18 protein-coding genes are annotated in these 17811 nt (G+C 68.1%); 7 read left to right on the top strand and 11 right to left on the bottom strand.

Features of this window, described 5'->3' with window-relative positions; all coding sequences use genetic code 11:
• Positions 1-79: 79 nt before the first annotated feature.
• Positions 80-1120, bottom strand: a complete 1041-nt coding sequence (locus ACZ5ZX_RS34545; RefSeq protein WP_465506187.1) for an aspartate-semialdehyde dehydrogenase — start codon at positions 1118-1120, stop codon at positions 80-82.
• The gene (locus tag ACZ5ZX_RS34540) at positions 1120-2385 is read right to left on the bottom strand and encodes an aspartate kinase (protein ID WP_037318649.1); all 1266 of its coding nucleotides are present in this window, start codon (positions 2383-2385) and stop codon (positions 1120-1122) included. Before ACZ5ZX_RS34540 ends, ACZ5ZX_RS34545 begins: the two co-directional genes overlap by 1 nt.
• Positions 2386-2612: 227 nt before the next feature.
• Here ACZ5ZX_RS34540 and ACZ5ZX_RS34535 point away from each other — a divergent pair, with 227 nt between their 5' ends.
• Positions 2613-3209, top strand: a complete 597-nt coding sequence (locus ACZ5ZX_RS34535) for a nitroreductase family protein (protein ID WP_465506186.1) — start codon at positions 2613-2615, stop codon at positions 3207-3209.
• Here the strand turns inward: ACZ5ZX_RS34535 and ACZ5ZX_RS34530 are convergent.
• Entirely contained in the window at positions 3170-4639 is a 1470-nt protein-coding gene (locus tag ACZ5ZX_RS34530) for an MFS transporter (RefSeq protein ID WP_465506185.1), read from the bottom strand. The genes ACZ5ZX_RS34535 and ACZ5ZX_RS34530 overlap by 40 nt on opposite strands.
• Positions 4640-4742: 103 nt before the next feature.
• Between ACZ5ZX_RS34530 and ACZ5ZX_RS34525 the strand changes: the two genes are divergently transcribed.
• Both ACZ5ZX_RS34525 and ACZ5ZX_RS34520 read left to right on the top strand, forming a co-directional pair.
• Positions 4743-5582, top strand: coding sequence for a helix-turn-helix transcriptional regulator (locus ACZ5ZX_RS34525; RefSeq protein ID WP_465506184.1), 840 nt, complete (start codon positions 4743-4745; stop codon positions 5580-5582).
• 10 nt (positions 5583-5592) lie between these two features.
• Positions 5593-6186 (top strand): hypothetical protein, encoded by a 594-nt coding sequence (locus tag ACZ5ZX_RS34520; RefSeq protein ID WP_465506183.1) that lies wholly within the window; start codon positions 5593-5595, stop codon positions 6184-6186.
• Here ACZ5ZX_RS34520 and ACZ5ZX_RS34515 read toward each other — a convergent pair.
• Positions 6179-7072 (bottom strand): ANTAR domain-containing protein, encoded by an 894-nt coding sequence (locus ACZ5ZX_RS34515; protein WP_465506182.1) that lies wholly within the window; start codon positions 7070-7072, stop codon positions 6179-6181. The two genes, ACZ5ZX_RS34520 and ACZ5ZX_RS34515, sit on opposite strands and share 8 nt — an antisense overlap.
• 136 nt (positions 7073-7208) lie before the next feature.
• On the opposite strand from ACZ5ZX_RS34515, the gene ACZ5ZX_RS34510 reads away from it, so the two are divergent.
• On the top strand, positions 7209-7967 hold the full coding sequence (locus ACZ5ZX_RS34510; RefSeq protein ID WP_465506181.1) for an ANTAR domain-containing protein: 759 nt from the start codon (positions 7209-7211) through the stop codon (positions 7965-7967).
• Between the two features lie 5 nt (positions 7968-7972).
• On the opposite strand, the gene ACZ5ZX_RS34505 is transcribed toward ACZ5ZX_RS34510, so the two are convergent.
• The 3 genes from ACZ5ZX_RS34505 to ACZ5ZX_RS34495 are packed head-to-tail and all read right to left on the bottom strand — an operon-like array spanning position 7973 to position 10833.
• Positions 7973-9823, bottom strand: coding sequence for a CheR family methyltransferase (locus ACZ5ZX_RS34505; protein WP_465506180.1), 1851 nt, complete (start codon positions 9821-9823; stop codon positions 7973-7975).
• On the bottom strand, positions 9820-10422 hold the full coding sequence (locus tag ACZ5ZX_RS34500) for a chemotaxis protein CheB (protein ID WP_465506179.1): 603 nt from the start codon (positions 10420-10422) through the stop codon (positions 9820-9822). The genes ACZ5ZX_RS34505 and ACZ5ZX_RS34500 overlap by 4 nt, the downstream gene beginning before the upstream one ends.
• Positions 10423-10467: 45 nt before the next feature.
• Positions 10468-10833 (bottom strand): hypothetical protein, encoded by a 366-nt coding sequence (locus ACZ5ZX_RS34495; protein WP_465506178.1) that lies wholly within the window; start codon positions 10831-10833, stop codon positions 10468-10470.
• A gap of 244 nt (positions 10834-11077) precedes the next feature.
• Between ACZ5ZX_RS34495 and leuA the strand changes: the two genes are divergently transcribed.
• Positions 11078-12835, top strand: coding sequence for a 2-isopropylmalate synthase (gene leuA / locus ACZ5ZX_RS34490; protein ID WP_465506177.1), 1758 nt, complete (start codon positions 11078-11080; stop codon positions 12833-12835).
• Between the two features lie 129 nt (positions 12836-12964).
• Here the strand turns inward: leuA and ACZ5ZX_RS34485 are convergent, their stop codons facing one another.
• Entirely contained in the window at positions 12965-13591 is a 627-nt protein-coding gene (locus tag ACZ5ZX_RS34485) for a peroxiredoxin-like family protein (protein ID WP_465506176.1), read from the bottom strand.
• 58 nt (positions 13592-13649) lie between these two features.
• Here ACZ5ZX_RS34485 and ACZ5ZX_RS34480 point away from each other — a divergent pair, with 58 nt between their 5' ends.
• Positions 13650-14255, top strand: a complete 606-nt coding sequence (locus ACZ5ZX_RS34480; RefSeq protein WP_465506175.1) for a TetR/AcrR family transcriptional regulator — start codon at positions 13650-13652, stop codon at positions 14253-14255.
• Here ACZ5ZX_RS34480 and ACZ5ZX_RS34475 read toward each other — a convergent pair.
• The gene (locus ACZ5ZX_RS34475; RefSeq protein ID WP_465506174.1) at positions 14212-15150 is read right to left on the bottom strand and encodes a LysR family transcriptional regulator; all 939 of its coding nucleotides are present in this window, start codon (positions 15148-15150) and stop codon (positions 14212-14214) included. The genes ACZ5ZX_RS34480 and ACZ5ZX_RS34475 overlap by 44 nt on opposite strands.
• Positions 15151-15237: 87 nt before the next feature.
• Here ACZ5ZX_RS34475 and ACZ5ZX_RS34470 point away from each other — a divergent pair, with 87 nt between their 5' ends.
• Positions 15238-16161 (top strand): EamA family transporter, encoded by a 924-nt coding sequence (locus ACZ5ZX_RS34470; protein ID WP_465506173.1) that lies wholly within the window; start codon positions 15238-15240, stop codon positions 16159-16161.
• Here the strand turns inward: ACZ5ZX_RS34470 and erm are convergent.
• A complete protein-coding gene (gene erm, locus ACZ5ZX_RS34465; protein ID WP_465506172.1) occupies positions 16064-16873 on the bottom strand; it encodes a 23S ribosomal RNA methyltransferase Erm in 810 nt (269 codons plus the stop codon). The two genes, ACZ5ZX_RS34470 and erm, sit on opposite strands and share 98 nt — an antisense overlap.
• Before the next feature lie 183 nt (positions 16874-17056).
• Entirely contained in the window at positions 17057-17755 is a 699-nt protein-coding gene (locus tag ACZ5ZX_RS34460; RefSeq protein WP_465506171.1) for an SDR family oxidoreductase, read from the bottom strand.
• Between the last annotated feature and the right edge of the window lie 56 nt (positions 17756-17811).

Below are 17811 nucleotides of genomic sequence, written 5' to 3'. Positions count from 1 at the left end.
AGGGCCCTTTCCCCGCGTCAGACGTGGCGAAAGGGCCCTTCACCGCATCGCATGCGGTGAAGGGCCCTTTCAGCTCAGGTCAGGAGTTCGCGGCGACCAGTTCGGCGATCTGGACGGCGTTGAGCGCCGCGCCCTTGCGCAGGTTGTCGTTCGACAGGAACAGCACCAGACCGCGACCGCCGTCGACGCCCGGATCCGTCCGCAGCCGCCCGACGTAGGACGGGTCCTTGCCCGCGGCCTGCAGCGGGGTCGGGATCTCCGACAGCTCCACGCCGGGAGCGCCGGTCAGCAGTTCGGTCGCGCGGGCGACCGAAAGCGGCTGCGAGAACTCGGCGTTGATCGAGATCGAGTGCCCCGAGAACACCGGCACCCGCACACAGGTGCACGAAACGCGCAGTTCCGGGATGCTCAGGATCTTGCGGCTCTCGTTGCGGAACTTCTTCTCCTCGTCCGTCTCGAACTCGCCGTCGTCCACAATGGACCCGGCGAGCGGGAGGACGTTGTGCGCGATGGTGCGCGCGTACTTCTTCGGCTCGGGGAAGGTCACCGCCGCGCCGTCGTGGGTCAGCGCGCCCGCGTTCGACGCCGCCGCGGCGAGCTGGCCTTCCAGCTCCTCGACACCGGCGAGGCCGCTGCCGGACACCGCCTGGTAGGTGCTGGCCACCAGCCGCACCAGACCGGCTTCGGCGTGCAGCGGCTTGAGCACCGGCATCGCGGCCATCGTGGTGCAGTTGGGGTTCGCGATGATCCCCTTCCGCGCCTCCTTGACCGCCTCCGGGTTGACCTCGCTGACGACCAGCGGGACGTCCGGATCCATGCGCCAGGCCGACGAGTTGTCGATCACCGTGGCACCGGCCGCGGCGAACCGCTCGGCCTGCGCCTTGGAAGTCGAGCCACCGGCGGAGAACAGCGCGATGTCCAAACCGGACGGATCCGCGGTCGTCGCGTCCTCGATGACGATTTCCTCGTCCTGCCAAGGAAGCTTCGAACCGGCGGACCGCGCCGAAGCGAAGTACCGCATTTCGGCGACCGGGAAACCCCGTTCGGCCAGCAGACGGCGCATCACGCCACCGACCTGACCGGTCGCCCCGACGACTCCTACCCGCAAACCTTCCGGCATCAGCGACCACTCCCCGCGTAGACGACGGCTTCTTCATCGCCGCCGAGTTCGAACGCCTCGTGGATCGCGCGCACCGCGTCGTCGAGCTGCGCGTCGCGGATCAGGACCGAGATCCGGATCTCCGAGGTGTTGATGATTTCGATGTTGACGCCCGACTGCGCGAGCGCCTCGCAGAACGTCGCCGTGACACCGGGGTGCGAGCGCATCCCCGCGCCGACGAGCGACACCTTGCCGACGTGGTCGTCGTACAGGACCGACTCGAAGCCGATCTCGTCCTTGATCTTCTCCAGCGACTGCACGGCCTTCGCCCCGTTGGCCTTCGACAGCGTGAAGGTGATGTCGGTCCGGCCGGACACCGTGCTGGACACGTTCTGCAGCACCATGTCGATGTCGATCTCGTTGTCGGCGATCACCCGGAAGATCCTGGCGGCGGCGCCGGCGTGGTCCGGGACGCCGGTCACCGTGATCTTGGCTTCGGAGCGGTCGTGCGCCACACCGGTGATCAACGCTTGTTCCACGGGGATCTCCTCGATAGAACCGGCCACCGTGGTGCCCGGCTTGTCACTGTAGGAAGAACGGACTCGGATCGGGACGCCGTAGCGGCGCGCGTACTCCACCGAGCGCAGGTGCAGGATCTTCGAGCCGCTGGCCGCGAGTTCGAGCATCTCCTCGTACGGGATGGTCTCGAGCTTCTTCGCGTCCGGCACGATCCGCGGGTCGGCCGAGTACACACCGTCCACATCGGAATAGATCTCGCAGACGTCGGCGTTCAGCGCCGCGGCCAGCGCGACGGCGGTGGTGTCCGAACCACCGCGGCCGAGCGTGGTGATGTCCTTGGTGTCCTGTGACACGCCCTGGAAGCCCGCCACCAGCGCGATGTAGCCCTGGTCGAGGGCTTCGGTGACCCGGCTGGGGCTGACGTCGATGATCCGCGCGTTGCCGTGCACCGACGTCGTCACCACGCCGGCCTGCGAACCGGTGAACGACCACGCCTCCGCACCCTGCGCCGAGATCGCCATCGCCACCAGCGAGTTGGAGATGCGCTCACCCGCGGTGAGCAGCATGTCCATCTCACGCTCCGGCGGAGCCGGGTTGACCTGCTGAGCCAGGTCGAGCAGCTCGTCCGTCGTGTCTCCCATGGCGGAGCAGACGACGACGACGTCGTTGCCCGCCTTCTTGGTGGCGACGATGCGTTCCGCGACGCGTTTGATCCGGTCGGCACTTTCCAGCGACGAACCGCCGTACTTCTGGACCACGAGGGCCACGCCCGAACCTCCTCGACGGGCCGGGCGGCTCCTGGTGGGCACCGAGGAGCCCCCGCGTCCCTTATTTGGGCGAAAGCCTACCGGGGTCGCGCACGCCCGCCACCCTCGTAAGTGGTCCTGACCACCGCTTCGAGGACTCGAGGAAGTAAATCTTCCTTAACACCAACGAAATAGTCGCAGCCCTTTCACTTTAGTGACGGAGAGCACCCCCTTGTTAGAGTCCGGCAGTGCACAAGCCCGCCGAGACAAGTACCCCGATCGCGCCGATCCTGGCCGCGAGGTGGAGCCCTCGCGCCTACGACGAGTCAGCCGTCGTCACCGAAGAGCAGGTCCGCGCGCTGCTCGAAGCGGCCAGATGGGCACCGTCGTTCGGCAACACCCAGCCCGCCCGCTACCTGGTCGGCCTGCGGGGCACGCCGTCGTTCGACCGGATCCTCGCGACGCTCAACTCGGGCAACCGCGCGTGGGCCCACCGCGCCGGGCTCCTGTTGATCGGCGTGATGGTGACCACGAACGAGAAGGGCGAGGTCCCCTACGCCGAGTACGGGCTGGGGTTGGCCAGCGAGAACCTCGTGCTCCAGGCCGTCGACCTCGGCCTGGTCGCGCACCAGATGGCGGGCTTCTCGGCCGACGCGGCGAAGGACTTCTTCGGGCTCCCGGACGACGTCGTCCCCAAGGTCGCCATCGCGGTCGGCTCGCCCGCGGACCCGTCGGTGCTCGAAGAGGACTGGCGCATCGAGCGTGAGAAGGCGCCCCGCGAACGGGTTCCGCTGGCCGAGTTCGCCTACTCGGACACCTGGGGCACGAGCGCCTTCTCCGACTGAGGAAGCCAGCGCAGGGCGAGCGCCCCCAAGGCGAAGTGCAGCAGACTCAGCACCACCACGGCCGTGTGCAGGCCCGAGACGAAGGCCTCCTTCGCGTCAGCGGCGGCCGCGGGCGCGATTCCGGGCAGCTGGAGGGTTTCGTCGAGGGTGGGGGCGAGCTCCGGTCCGGCCACGCGGAACACCACCGCGGCGAGCGAGCCCATGAGCGCGATCCCCAGCGCGTTGCCGATCTCGTTGCTGGTCTCGGCGATCGCACCCGCTGCTCCCGCCCGTTCGGCGGGCACCGCGGCGACGGCCGTATCGGCCACCACGTTGAACGAGATGCCGTAGCCGACGCCCGCGACCATCGTCGAGGCGACGTACCAGCCGGCCCCGCCGGAGACACCGGTCATCAGCAACAGCAGCAGGCCGGTGGCGATCGAGAAATGACAGACGACCAGCGCGGTCTTCTTGCCGACGCGGTCGACCAGCGCCGGGGTGACGACGCACATGGTCGTCAGCACCGCCGCCCCCGGCAGGGCCAGTAGCGCCGCGTCCGAAACGGCCAGACCGAGGACGGACTGCAGGTGGATCCCCGCCAGATAGGCGGCCGCCGACCACGCCGCCAGCGGCAGCAGGCCGGTGACGATCGCGAGGGTGAAGACCCGGTCGCGGAACAGCGAGAGGTCGATCAGCGGCTGGTCGAGGGTCCGCTGGCGGCGGGCGAACCACCCCAGCAGGACCGCTCCGGCGATCCCCGCGGCCACCGCGACCACGGACGGGCGTTCCGCCGCGGTGTGCTTGACGCCGTAGATCGCGAGCAGCAGACCGGCGGCGGAGAGCAGCACGCTCGGCACGTCGACCCGGCCGGTCCCGCCTGCCCGGACCTCACGGAGCAGCACCGGCGCGAGCAGCAGGAAAACCGCGATGACCGGCAGATTGACCAGGAAGACCGAGCCCCACCAGAACCGCTCCAGCAGCGCGCCGCCGACGATCGGGCCGATCGCGAACCCGGCGGCGAACGCGGCCGCGAAGACGCCGATGGCCTGGGCGCGGCGCCTCGGATCGGTGAAGAGTTCGCTCAGCACCGCCAGTGCCGACGGCAGCAGCGTCGCGCCCGCCAGGCCCATCAGCGCGCGGAACGCGATCAGCAGTTCCGGGCTCGGGGCGAAGGCCGCGCCCGCCGACGCGGCACCGAACACCGTGGCGCCGATCATCAGCAGCTTCAACCGGCCGTAGCGGTCGCCGATGGCGCCGAACGCGATCAGGAACGAGCCGACGGCGAACCCGTAGACGTCCAGGATCCACAACTGCTGATCGGCCGTCGGGGTGAGCGCCTGGCTGATCCTGGGCATCGCGAGGAACAGGATCGACCCGTCCATGGAGACCAGGAGTACCGGGCAAAGGATCACCAGGAGGCCGAACCAGGGCCGCTTGCTTTCTCGTGTCATGACGTCGACGGTGTGACAACGCCCGTCCGGCAGCCATCCACTTGTCCTGGGTACCCCTGACAGGTACACCCACGGGCCGGTCCGGCGTGCTTAAGCTCGAAGCGTGGAGAGTCTCGGGGTCTTCTTGAAAAGCCGTCGCGACCGGGTGACGCCCGCCGAGCTCGGGTTGCGCACCTACGGCACCTCCCGCCGCGTACCCGGCCTTCGGCGGGAAGAACTCGCCCAGCTCGCCGGGGTCAGCGCCGGGTATTACACGCGACTCGAACAGGGCCAGGCCGAGACCGCTTCACGCCAGGTCCTCGACGCGCTCGCCAGGGCGCTGCGGCTCGACGACGTCGAGACCGGCCACCTGCACAACCTCGCCCGGCAGACCACCCTGCCCCGGATGACCGACCCGGGCCCGGAGGAGCCGCACCCCCGCGTCCTCGCGCTGCTGGAGAACCTCGGGGAGGCCGTGCCCGCGCTCGTCTTCGGCCGTCGCGGCGACGTGCTCGCGTGGAATCACGCCGGGAACGCGCTCATGGCCGGACATGTCGCGTTTGACGCGCCACGGGATCCGGAGCGGCGCCCGTCCCTCCCGCGGATGTTCTTCCTCGACCCGCTCACCCGCGACCTGTACCGGAACCGGGCCGAACTGGCCCGGATCCACGTCGCCTACCTGCGGCTGACCGCGGGCCGCCATCCCACCGACGCCCGGCTGGCCGGGCTCATCGGCGAACTGACCATGCGCAGTGACGACTTCGCCGCGCTCTGGGCGACCGGTGACGTCGCCGATTGCACCGTCGGCGCCATGCATCTGCGGCACCCCACGGTCGGCGCGGTGAGCGTCGACTACCAGGTGTGGCTCCAGCCGGACAGTCCCGATCACCGCTTGGAGATCTACACGCCGAAGGATCCGGGTTCCGCCGACGCGCTGAAGATCCTGACCCAGTTCGATCGCTAATCTGGGGGATATGGGGGCTTTGCGCAGTCACTTCCGGAACGAGGCACGGACGCTGGCCGGTCTCTGGCTGTATCTGAGGCGCCGCCAGGACGGCATCGACGGCGACGCGGTGGCCGTCCCGTACGGTTCCAACGGCAAGGCGATCTTCATCATCTTCGCCGTGGTGAGCCTGGTCGAAGCGGGCCTGTTCTGGCTGATCGACTTCGGCCTGTTCGCCGACCTGCTGTTGCTCGCCCTCGGGATCTACTCGGTGTTGCTGGTCTTCGGGGTCTACGCGGGCACCGTCGTCCGGCCACACGTGATCTCCTCCCGTGAGGTGCGAGTGCGCTACAGCTCGTTCTACGACGTGCGGATACCGAGGGAGAACGTCGTCAGCCTGCGGTACCTGAAAGAGAGCCACGATCCCGTCAAGGCGAAGACCTTTCGTGACGGGATTTGGCTCAGCTACGACAACTACTACGAGACCAACCTGGTCGCCGAGCTGCGCGAACCGGTCACGGTGACGAGGCCGCTCGGGAGTACCGAGCCCGTCCGCGTCGTGAAGTTCCACGCCGACGACCCGAAGGCCGCCGTCGAGGCATACGAACGTCTCGACGTCAGGTGAGCCGGTAAATCCTGGTCACGATCGCCAGCGCGAGCTCGGTGACGCTTTCGCCCCGGGCGAAGGCGTGCCCGCGGATCAGGGCGAGCGCGTCCGAGGACGAGCACTCGTGGGTGGCCATCACCACCCCCGCCGCCCGATGCACCACCGCATGGAGATCGACGTCGCCGAACAACGGGTGCACGGGAAGGCCGTCGGCACCGTGGAGCCGCACGGCCGGGTTCAACGCGGTATCGGTCAGTGCTGCGGCGACCGCCCCCACGGATCGGGCCACCTCGGCGTCCGGTTCGGGCTCGGTCCGGTACGCGGTGAGGGTTCCCAACGTCACCGCGTACCGGCCCAATGGCGCCGAAACCACCGCGCGGACACCGAATTCCCGGGCGGCGGAACCGAATTGGGGCCACCGGCTCACAAGTTCCGGCTCCCCGCAAACACCTTCGACCAACGGAAAGCTCAGGGAAGGGCCTTCGCCCAGTACGTCTTCGAGATCGTGCACCCGGGCGGCCACGGGGTCGGAAACCATGACCGCGCCCTTGCTTTCGGCGGTGCCGAACAAGGTCAGCGCGAGGCTCGGGAGACCGGACGACTCGGCGACCGCCGCCATGAAGGCCGGGGGCACGTCGGCCGGTTCGCCCGGCCGGTCGGCCCAGCGCCCCACGACGTCGAGATAGTCCGCGTGCAGGTCGGCCGCGGCGCGGTGCTTGCGTTCGGTCGCGCGGTGGAGTTCCGCCATCCGGCGATGAAAGGACCGCATGGCTTCGCCGGCCGTGCCCAGCAGACCTTCGTGCCGCAGCGCCACGGTCGCCGCGCGATCCGCGCGTCCGCGCTCGGTTTCGATCAGTCCACGCAGAGCCGACGGGTCGTACCGGCCACCGGTGCCGTCCCACATGGGGCTGAGCGTACGCCCGCGCCGGGCTCACCGAACTGACCCGAATGGTTGAGCAGGTGTCCTGTCCTCCGGCAGAGGACTACCGTTGACAGCCCAGCGCCCCCCGAAGCTCATGCCGCAGGAAGGCCGCATTCCGATGCTGAATCGAGAAAGATGGGTCGCCGACACGTTGGTGGAGCTCGCCGACACACTGACCCCTGGTCTCGACCCCACGAATTATTGGCTCTGTGTGGCGGATCGTTACGCGCACCTGCTCGCGTCGTCGTCGGTTCGGCTGAGCGCCGTCGGCGACCGCGCCGCCCGGCCGGTCGTGGTGGTCACGGACGATCGGCTAGGCGAACCGCCATTCGATGGTCTTTTCGCCGAGGAGGGTCCCGGGATCGAATGCGGTGAGAGCGGCGAGCCGATCCTGGACATTCGGCTCGACCAGGCGACCGCGCGCTGGGAGCGACTCGCCCCCGCCGCCCTGTCCCTCGGCTTCCGGTCCGTGCACGCGTTTCCGTTCAGCCGCCACGAGGACGTCCTCGGCGCGGTGACGATCCTGACCACGGAAACCACGCCACTGACGGAACCCGATGTGCGCGTCGCGTCCGCCCTCGCCGACGCCGCGACGATCGGCATGCTCAACCACCGGGCGATCGCCGGCCTGACCGCGACCTCCGAGCAGCTGCAAGGAGCGCTCAGCAGCCGAGTGATCATCGAGCAGGCCAAGGGTCTGCTGTCCGCCCGGTTGGAGATCGGCCCGGACGAGGCGTTCCTCCTGCTGCGCCGCTGCGCGCGCAGCCACAATCAGCGGATCGGCGAGCTCGCCGAGAAACTCGTCAGCCGCCGCATGACCGCGGGCGAGCTGGTGACCTCACTTCCCAAGAAAGCGTTGCGGACGAGCCGCCGCTGAGTGGCTCATTTGCGCAGCCGCTTCTCGATCAACAGCACGACACCGCCGCCCGGCCCCCGCAGCGGCGAACAGCTGATCGAGGCGACGAGCGGCCGTCCCCGCCGGTCCATCGCGTCGATCTCGACCTGGTCCGCCCGGTGCCCGGTCTCGTTGCAGGCATCGACGACGTCACGGAGTTCGGTGGTCGGCAGACCGAAGTCGAGCCCGAAGAAGTCCTGCCGGTACACCTCGCCGGTTCGCAAGCCCCACAGCTCTTCCGCGCCGCGGTTCCAGCTGCGCACCTGGAGATCGCCGTCCAGCACGACCACACCCGCCTCGACGCTGGACAACACCCCTTCGAAGAACATGCGCGTCTCGTCGAGTTCCGCGGTGCGGGTGCGCATCTCCTCGTTCATCGTTTCGAGTTCTTCGTTGCCCGCCTGAAGTTCCTCGTTGGTGGTCTCCAGTTCTTCGTTCGTGGACTGGAGTTCCTCGTTCGTCGTCTCCAGTTCCTCGATACTCGACTGGAGTTCCTCGTTGACCGTTTCGAGCTCCGCGTTGGCGGACTGGAGTTCGGCATAGGCCGTCGACAGGTCTTCCTGCACGCGTTTCACTTCGTGCTGCAGCCTGGTGGCTTCGGTCGTGTCGACGAAGGTGATCGCCGCGCCGATGTCCTCACCGTCGACGGTGATCAAGGGCCGGACGATGACGTCGAAGTACTGCGGCTCGCCGGAATCCCGCTGCCGCCGCACGGAATCGAGCCGGATGGCGTGGCGTTCGCTGTGGGCCTGGTCGATCACCGCCCGGAGTTCGACCGGCCGGTAGGAGATCTCCAGCTCATGGAACGGCCTGCCGACGTCTTGCGCGGAAAGCCCGAAGTGCAGTTTCGCCGAGCCGTTGATCAGCGCGACCGTGCCGTCGCGATCGAGGCCCAGCACGGAATCGGGCGAGGACGCCAGTGCGAGCTCACTCACCTGCCGCCGCCGGTTGACGTCACGCATCCCCACACCCGCCCTGGCGTCGAACCGCCCGGATTTCACCGCCACGCCACCCGCCCGCACCTTGAACACCCGGTTCCGGATGTTGGCGACGTCGAACCGGATACCGTCGGAGAGCAGCATTTCGGCCTTGCCGAGGAACAGGTGGCCGCCGTCGTTGAGCGCGAAGTGGAAACGCTCGATGATCTTCGCCTGCGCTTCGACGTTGAAGTACATCAAGGTGTTCCGGCAGGCGAGCAGATCGACGCGGGAAATGGGGGCGTCGCGCGTGATGTCGTGCCTGCCGAAGATCACCCGGCGGCGGAGGTCACGCCGGAAGGCGAAAAGGTTGCCGGTCGGCTCGAAGTACTTCTTCTTCAGCTCGTCGGGCAGCCGTTCCATCGACTTCGCCGGGTACAGCCCTGTCCTCGCCTCGCGCAAGGCTTCGTCGTCGACGTCGGTGCCGTAGATCTTGACCCGTCTGGTGCTTTCTTCGATGCCGAGGTGTTCCGCGAAGACGATCGCGAGGGAGTACGCCTCCTCGCCGCTCGAACAGCCGGCGCTCCAGATGCGGATCTCCTCGTCGTCGCCGACCCTCGCGACGATTTCGGGGACGACCGTCTTCTGCAGGCAACTCCAGGCCTCGGCGTCACGGAGGAAACTGGTGACGTTGATCAGGATGGTGTTGAACAGTTCCTGGAATTCGTCGGCGTTGATCTCCAGGAAGTCCTGGTACTCGCGGTACCCGGTGATCTTCACCGTCTGCATCCGCTTCTGGATCCGGCGAGCCAGCGAAGTCCGCTTGTAGCCGGTGAAATCGAAACCGCGGGAGTCCCTGATGAACGCCAGCAGGGTTTCGAGGCCTTGGCTGTCTTCGAGTTCGCCGTCCGGCGGGGTCATCCCGTCCTCGTTCCGTTGACCAGGCCGACGAGCGCACCGGCGATTTCACCCAGTGGCAGCACCAGGTCGACCGGCACGGCCTTGACCACGGCTTCGGGCATGCCCTTGAACTCGGCGGTCTCCGGATCCTCGGCGACAACGGTACCGCCCCTCGCCTTGACCGCACCGGCGCCCGTCGCGCCGTCGGAGCCCGTTCCGGTGAGGACGCAGGCGAGTGCCGCGGGGCCGTAGACCGAGGCGACGGATTCGAAGAGCAGATCGGCCGACGGCCGGACGAACTTCACCTGTTCGGTCGTCGACAGGCTGAGGACGCCACCCGGCTTCACGAGCAGGTGACGATCCGGCGGTGCGACGTAGGCCACGCCGGGCCTGATGACGTCACCGGTCTCCGCCAGTTTGATCCGCAGCGCGGATCGGCGGTCGAGAATGTCGCCGAGCAGCGTTTCGTGCCGGGGGTCGAGATGCTGGACGAGGACCAGCGGCGCGGGAAAATCGGCTGGCAGGGCACCGAGCACCTCGATGAGTGCCTTGACTCCGCCTGCCGAAGATCCCACGGCGACGATCTCGTAAGCCGCCTCGAAACGGTCGGGGAGGCGCATACTCCGAGCGTAGTGCTCCCGGGGCCGCGCCGTGTGTTGGTCGTCCTAGGCCGAACCGCCGACGCGACGGATGATCTTCGCGAGGATCGCCGAGACGACCATCCAGAAGACCGCCGCGATGCCGTAGTTGATCAGCACGCGCAGCTTGGCGTCGGCGGGCATGAAGAGGTCCTTGAAGCCCAGCAGCAGCCCGTCGGCCCAGCCGCGGACGAACGAGACGATGCCGTTGTCCGGGTTGGCCTCGCCGATCACGAACACGATGTGCAACACCAGGATCGCCGCGAAGATCAGCCCGATCCAGCGGACGATCCCGGCCAGCAGACCGGCCGCGCGCCCACCGCCCGCGCGCCAGTCGATCTTGCGCCTGGTGGCCTGATCTGCGGTTTCCTTCTCTTCAGCGTGCTCGCCCATGCCGGGCAGTGTGGCACGCCCTCAGGTCCGATTGCTACCCGCGAGTAACCCAAATGGGCGCCACTTGAGTCACGGTTCGATCGCGGCCCGGGTTTCCTTTCGGGAGATCTCGTGGTTAAGGTGGCGTCGTGGCTCGAGCTCTCCTGCTTCGCTGCCGCGACGGGGCCTGATCTGACCGGCTCCCCGTCGCGGGGCTTCGTGGTGCCGGTCGTCGCACCCGATTCTTCAGGAGAACCCTCTTCTCATGAGCATCCGTAAGCCCACGCGCCCGGCCCCGTCCGAACAGGCTTCGTGGAACACCCAGCGCGGCACTTCGATGCCCGTACATCGCTATCGCCCCTGGTACCAGCTGGTCGAGGACATCGAGCTGCCCGACCGCACCTGGCCGGACAAGCGCATCGACACCGCTCCGCTGTGGTGCGCCGTCGACCTGCGCGACGGCAACCAGGCCCTGATCGACCCGATGTCGCCCGCACGCAAGCGCAAGTTCTTCGATCTGCTGGTCCGCATGGGCTACAAGGAGATCGAGGTCGGCTTCCCGGCGGCGTCGCAGACCGACTTCGACTTCGTCCGCGAGATCATCGACGAGGGCGCCATCCCGGACGACGTCAGCATCCAGGTGCTGACACAGTGCCGTCCGGAGCTGATCGAGCGCACCTTCAAGGCGCTCGAAGGGGCGCCGCGCGCGATCGTGCACATCTACAACTCGACGTCGATCCTGCAGCGTCGCGTGGTGTTCCGCGAGGAGCGCATCGGCATCACGAAGATCGCTTCGCAGGCCGCTGAGCTGGTCGTCGACTACGCGGCGAAGCAGCCGGACACCGACTTCCGCTTCCAGTACTCGCCGGAGTCCTACACCGGCACCGAGCTGTCCTACGCGCTCGAGGTCTGCAACACGATCACCGAGATCTGGCAGCCGACGCCGGCGAAGCCGGTCATCCTGAACCTGCCCGCCACCGTCGAGATGGCGTCGCCGAACGTCTACGCCGACTCCATCGAATGGATGCACCGCAACCTGGACCGCCGCGATTCGGTGATCCTGTCGCTGCACCCGCACAACGACCGCGGCACCGGCATCGCCGCCGCCGAACTCGGCTTCCAGGCCGGCGCGGACCGGATCGAAGGCTGCCTGTTCGGCAACGGCGAGCGCACCGGCAACGTCGACCTGGTCGCGCTGGGCATGAACCTCTACAGCCAGGGCGTCGACCCGCAGATCGACTTCTCCGACATGGACGAGATCAAGCGGACCGTCGAATACTGCAACCAGCTGCCGGTGCACGAACGCAGCCCGTGGGCCGGTGACCTGGTGTTCACCGCGTTCTCCGGCAGCCACCAGGACGCGATCAACAAGGGCCTCGACGCGATGAAGGCCGCGGCCGACAAGGCGGGGAACCCGGTCGACGAGCATCCGTGGGAGGTCCCGTACCTGCCGATCGACCCCAAGGACATCGGCCGCAACTACGAGGCCGTGATCCGGGTGAACTCGCAGTCCGGCAAGGGCGGCGTCGCCTACATCATGAAGGCCGAGCACCAGCTCGACCTGCCGCGGCGCCTGCAGATCGAGTTCTCGAAGGTCGTACAGCGGCACACCGACACCGAGGGCGGCGAGGTCGACCCCACCACGATGTGGAACGCGTTCTCGGCCGAGTACCTGGAGCTGAAGACGCCGCTGGAGCTGGTCCGCCAGCACGTCAGGGACAACGGCGACGGTGAGTACGACATCACCGCCACCGTGCGGGTGGAAGGTGACGAGCACGAGATCACCGGTCGCGGCAACGGTCCGATCGCGGCGTTCTTCGACGCGCTGTCGACCGTCGGGTTCGACCTGCGGCTCCTGGACTACAGCGAGCACACGCTCTCGCCGGGCGACGACGCGCGGGCGGCGTCGTACATCGAGTGCGCGATCTCCGACCGCGTGTACTGGGGCATCGGGATCGACCCGTCGATCGTGACCGCCTCGCTGCGGGCCGTCGTGTCCGCCGTGAACCGGGCCAACCGGTAAGTCACCGAACCTAGTGTCGCGTGATCTCCGCAGGATCACGCGTGATCTCCGTCTGATCACGCGTGATCTCCGTCTGATCACACGTGATCGCCGCAGGATCACGCGACACTAGAGGACTACTTGCGCCGATTAGAGGGCCTTCACCGCGGCCAGGATGTCGGCCGGGTCGGTGCGGGTGGTGTAGTCCGGATGGACGTCGATGAAGCGGATGACGCCTTCGCCGTCCACCACCAGGACGGTCGGATACGGCAGTTCCCATTCCTCCGCACCGTTGATCTTCCCGACGTCGCCGATGAGCGTGTCGAACGCCGGTTTCGTCGCGGGGTCGAGGCGGAACGTGATGCCGAGCGCGCGCCCGAGTTCGTTGCCGACATCGGACAGCACGGTGAATTCGAGATCCTTTGTGGACAGTGAGTCGTCCGGGAGCTGAGGACTGACCGCGATCAGCTTCACGCCCGAATTCTCCAGCTCCGGCAGGACCTCCTGCTGATACGTGCGCAACGTCAGGTTGCAGTACGGGCACCACGCCCCGCGGTAGAACACCACGACGGCCGGCCCGTCCGCGACCCGGATCCGGTCGCCGTTCGCGTCCGGCAGCGTCAGGTCCGGCATCGCCGTCCCCGGCTTCGCGGCGGCCTCGGCGATCACCCCGACGAACCCTTCACGATCGGCCTTGAGCAGCTCGGCGACCTCCGCCGGGACGTGGCTCGCGACGTTGGCCCGCAGCTCGGCGAGGTCGGTGTCGAGATCCCCCATGGTCAGCTCCTTGCATTGTACTGATCGGTACAGTGTGGCCGACTGTACTATTCGGTACATGGATGGTCAACCGGCGAAAACCCCGCGCGGACGCCAGACCCGGGAGGCGATCGTCGACGCGGCGGCGGAGCTGATGTACGTCCACGGCGTCGCCGGGACGAGCGTCGACAAAGTGCTCGCGGCGAGCGGCGCCGGGAAATCGCAGATGTACCACTACTTCAAGAACAAGGAGCAGCTGGTCGAGGCGGTGATCAAGCGCTACCTCGAAGCGATCCTCGGCAACCAGCCGACCATCTTCGAACTGCGTGAATGGGCCGACTTCGAGCAGTGGACGCGGGAGATCCTGGCCATCCAGAGCACACCGAAGGGCCCGATCGCCTGCCCGCTCGGCAATCTCACCGGCGAACTCGGCGACGACCCGAAGATCGCGCCACTGCTCGACAACGCCTACCGCGAATGGGAGTCCCATCTCCAACGCGGCCTGGAATCCCTGCAGGCAAACGGAAAGCTGGCCGAAGACGCCAACCCGGCGCGGCTCGCGCAGGCCGCGATGACCTGCATCCAAGGCGGCCTGCTGATGGCGCACCTGAGGCACGACATCACGCCGATCGCCGACGCGCTCAAGATCGCGCTGGACCACCTGAAGAGTCACGCTCGCCCGTGAGCGCGGCGACCTCGTCGGCGAGCGCGTCGAGCACCTTCGCGACAGCGGGCCGCGACGACGCGCCGAGACGGCAGACCGCTTCGACATGCCGCGCCGCCTTGATCCCGGCGAGCGGACGGCAGACCAGCCCACTGCCCCGCCGAGTGTCCATTGTGTACCGGGGAAGCAGCGCGATTCCGTGTCCGGCCGCGACGAGCCGTTCGGTGATGCGGAAATCGTTGATGCGCTGCACCACCTGCGGGCGTACGCCGGTGCGGATGATCAGCGACTGAAGGATGTCGTCGACCGGGAAACCGGCGTTGACACTTATCCAGCGTTCGTCGGCCAGTTCGGCCAGTTCGATGCGCCGCCTTTTCGCGAGCCGGTGACCGGCGGGGAGCGCGACGTCGAGTGGTTCGCGCAGCAGATGGCGCGTCTCCAGCCGTTCCGAACCGAGCGACGGCGCGTGCTCGTCCCGGTGCGCCACCACGATGTCGTAATCCGCGACGAGGCCCGGCACCTCCGGCGGTGTCATGTCGACGTCGCGCACGATGACGTCCAGGCCCTCGAATTCCGCCGTGCGGCTCAGCAATCCGGGCAGCAGCATCAGCCCGGCGGACTGGAAGATCGCCATCCGGACCCGGCCGCGCGGGGCACTGCGGTAAGTGTCCAATTCGGACTCGGCACGATCGAGTGCGGCGAGGACGTCGTCGGCACGGGCGACCAGCGCGCGGCCCGCGTCGGTCAGCCGGAGCCCCCGGCCCGCCGGTTCCGTCAGCGCGAGCCCGACGTCGCTCTGCAAAGCGCGCAGTTGCTGGGAAACCGCGGACGGGGTGCAGTGCAACGCCTTCGCGGCCGCCGTCACGCTGCCGCGGTCGGCGAACTCCCGCAGGGTCCGCAACCGGCCGATGTCCATGCCACCACCCTATGTGAAGCCAAACTGAACGATCATTGAAAATATTATCGCTTGTCCTTCACGATATGCCCCCGTAAGAGTGAAGGCATGCCCGCCCGCGACCGTTTTCTCGCCCTGCTCGTCGCCGTCCTCTGGGGCTGCAACTTCCTCGCCATCCACGCCACCCTCGGCCAGTTCCCTCCCGTCTTCGCGGGCGGGCTGCGCTTCGCCGTCATCGCGATCCCGACGATCCTGTTCGTGCCGTGGCCGAAGGTGAAGATCCGTCACCTGCTCGGCTACGGGCTCGGGTTCGGCACCGGGCAGTTCGCGTTCCTCTTCATCGCGATGGACACCGGTATGCCGACCGGTCTCGCGTCGCTGGTGCTGCAGGCTTCGGCGCCGTTCACCGTCCTGCTCGGCGCCGTCTTCCTGCGGGAACGCGTGTCCGGGCGCCAGCTCGCCGGCATCCTGCTCGCCGTCGCCGGGATGGCGACGATCGCCTGGCAGCAGGCCGGGAACGCCGCCCTGCTGCCGGTGATCCTGACCCTGCTCGGCGCGCTGAGCTGGGCGTTCGGCAATCTGAGCACCCGGCAGGCCGCGCCGGACAACCCGCTGAACTTCGTCCTCTGGATGTCCGTGGTGCCGCCGCTGCCGATGTTCGCGCTGTCGCTGGTCATGGAGGGACCGGCGGAGATCGGCCACTCGCTGAGCACGCTCGGCACCACGACCGGGCTGATCGGCCTCGGCGGCCTCGCCTACGTCGTGTTGTTCGGCACGATCGTCGGCTCCGGGATCTGGACCTCGCTGATGCGCCGCAATCCGGCGGGCGTGGTCGCGCCGTTCTCCCTGCTGGTGCCGGTGGTCGGGCTGTCGATGGCGTTCCTGGTCCTCGACGAGCGGCCTTCACCACTCGAAGTCGTCGCGGCGGCCGTCGTCATCGGCGGCGTCCTGTTCGGTTCGACGAAACGCCGGAAGCGCGAACCGGAGTTCCTGGCCGAAGCCGAAACGCCTCAGCCCACTGGCGTGCGGTGAGGTGCTTGGGCAAGGCGGCCGGCGCGATCCCCTCCGCCCGGAGCCACCGGCCGGCATTCCGCAGTCCGGCCGTGGCGAGGATCTCGGCGATGCCACGGCCGCGACCGGTGAAGACCCGCCGCACGAAATCCTGGTAGCGCTCGCGGTCCGCGTCCGCGACGAGTGATGCCGGCCGTCGGGTCATGGTCAGCAGGCCGCCGTCCACACCGGGCGCCGGACGGAACGCCGTCGCGGGAACCCTGCTGACCAGCCGGAAATCGAACCACGGCCACCACTGCGCGGTCATCATGGTCGCGCCGCCGACGCCCGCCCGACGGCGCGCCACCTCCCATTGCACGAGCAGCACCGCTTCGGTCCAGCCGGGAGCATGCAGGACACGTCGCAGCATCGCGGTGGTCAGATGGAACGGCAGATTTCCGACCAGCACGTACGGCGTCGCTGGAAGAGGGTGGCGCAGGAAGTCGGCGGTGACGATCTCCGTCGGCGGCTCGACCCGGCGCGCCAGCCGTGCGGCGCGGCGATCGTCGAGCTCGATGGCTGTCAGGCGTCTGCCCAGCCGCTGCAACGGAAGGGTCAGCGCGCCGTCACCGGCGCCGATCTCCACGATCGGCCCACCGGTGCCGTCGACGAGCTTCACGACGGTTTCGATGACCATTCGGTCGACGAGGAAGTTCTGGCCGAGTTCGTGACGGCCAGGACGCTGTGTGCGCAAGGGATCTCCGCGGCTTCGAGGGGAGCCGGGCAGCCTGAAGCAGACCCGGCGACGACTCGCTCGGGCAGCGGTTCCTTGCGATGGACGTAGGAGCCGCCGCTAGGCGCGGCGGGTCCTGGTGAATGCGGCTGCACACATGGCGGCGAAACTACCTCGGCCCGAAGACCTTCCGCCAACGATTTTCTACGCGCTGATCCGGCTCGTGCCGAGCCGCTCGACCGGACCGGACAGCGCGGCTTTGACCTGGCGGGTGAGGTCGTCGGTGAGTACCTCGGTCTCCCCCTTTTCCAGCCCGTCGACGACCTGCCGGGCGACGTCGCGCGGGTCGTTCTTGGGGATGTCGAGGCCCTGGGTCATGTCCGTGTCGGTGTAGCCGAGGTGGACGCCGACGACCTGGGTGCCCTGCTCGGCGAACTCGATGCGGAGCGAGTTGGTCAGCGACCAGAAGGCCGCCTTCGACGCGCCGTAAGAACCCGAGCCTGCCGCCCACGACAGGACCGAGTGGACGTTGACCAGCGCGCCACCGTCCTTGAGCTGCGGCGCAAACGCTTGCGCGACGCGCAGCGCCCCGAAGACGTTGGTCTCGAAGACCGGCCGATGCGCGTCGACGTCGCCGGTGAGCAGCGAGCCGAGGCCGAGGATCCCGGCGTTGTTGAAGACGATCGTGGCGTCGCTCGCCTTTTCGGCCAGCGCGCGGACGGACTCCGGGTCGGTGACGTCCAGCGGGAGCGGGACGATCCGGGGATCGCTCTCCTCGCGCGGCGTCCTGGCCGTGGCGTAGACCTTGGCGGCGCCGCGGTCGAGCAGTTCGGCGACGAACGCCTTGCCGAGCCCGCGCTGCCCGCCGGTGACCAGGACGACGGCGCCTTCGATGGAGGTCATGACAGTGCTCCCTTGACAGAAGTGTTTGGCTTTTGCCTCTGTCATCAGAATGGAGA

The organism is Amycolatopsis sp. NPDC033938, assembly GCF_055575975.1.
This window is presented reverse-complemented; position numbering and strand designations above follow the sequence as displayed.

What these genes read in the sequence shown, in the direction of transcription:
- ACZ5ZX_RS34545 (WP_465506187.1), bottom strand. Translation starts at nt 1,120, where the DNA reads ATGCCGGAAGGTTTGCGGGTAGGAGTCGTCGGGGCGACCGGTCAGGTC.
- ACZ5ZX_RS34460 (WP_465506171.1), bottom strand. Translation starts at nt 17,755, where the DNA reads ATGACCTCCATCGAAGGCGCCGTCGTCCTGGTCACCGGCGGGCAGCGC.
- ACZ5ZX_RS34520 (WP_465506183.1), top strand. Translation starts at nt 5,593, where the DNA reads ATGGGGGCTTTGCGCAGTCACTTCCGGAACGAGGCACGGACGCTGGCC.
- ACZ5ZX_RS34500 (WP_465506179.1), bottom strand. Translation starts at nt 10,422, where the DNA reads ATGCGCCTCCCCGACCGTTTCGAGGCGGCTTACGAGATCGTCGCCGTG.
- ACZ5ZX_RS34510 (WP_465506181.1), top strand. Translation starts at nt 7,209, where the DNA reads ATGCTGAATCGAGAAAGATGGGTCGCCGACACGTTGGTGGAGCTCGCC.
- ACZ5ZX_RS34485 (WP_465506176.1), bottom strand. Translation starts at nt 13,591, where the DNA reads ATGGGGGATCTCGACACCGACCTCGCCGAGCTGCGGGCCAACGTCGCG.
- ACZ5ZX_RS34480 (WP_465506175.1), top strand. Translation starts at nt 13,650, where the DNA reads ATGGATGGTCAACCGGCGAAAACCCCGCGCGGACGCCAGACCCGGGAG.
- ACZ5ZX_RS34475 (WP_465506174.1), bottom strand. Translation starts at nt 15,150, where the DNA reads ATGGACATCGGCCGGTTGCGGACCCTGCGGGAGTTCGCCGACCGCGGC.
- ACZ5ZX_RS34515 (WP_465506182.1), bottom strand. Translation starts at nt 7,072, where the DNA reads ATGTGGGACGGCACCGGTGGCCGGTACGACCCGTCGGCTCTGCGTGGA.
- ACZ5ZX_RS34495 (WP_465506178.1), bottom strand. Translation starts at nt 10,833, where the DNA reads ATGGGCGAGCACGCTGAAGAGAAGGAAACCGCAGATCAGGCCACCAGG.
- ACZ5ZX_RS34470 (WP_465506173.1), top strand. Translation starts at nt 15,238, where the DNA reads ATGCCCGCCCGCGACCGTTTTCTCGCCCTGCTCGTCGCCGTCCTCTGG.
- ACZ5ZX_RS34530 (WP_465506185.1), bottom strand. Translation starts at nt 4,639, where the DNA reads ATGACACGAGAAAGCAAGCGGCCCTGGTTCGGCCTCCTGGTGATCCTT.
- leuA (WP_465506177.1), top strand. Translation starts at nt 11,078, where the DNA reads ATGAGCATCCGTAAGCCCACGCGCCCGGCCCCGTCCGAACAGGCTTCG.
- ACZ5ZX_RS34505 (WP_465506180.1), bottom strand. Translation starts at nt 9,823, where the DNA reads ATGACCCCGCCGGACGGCGAACTCGAAGACAGCCAAGGCCTCGAAACC.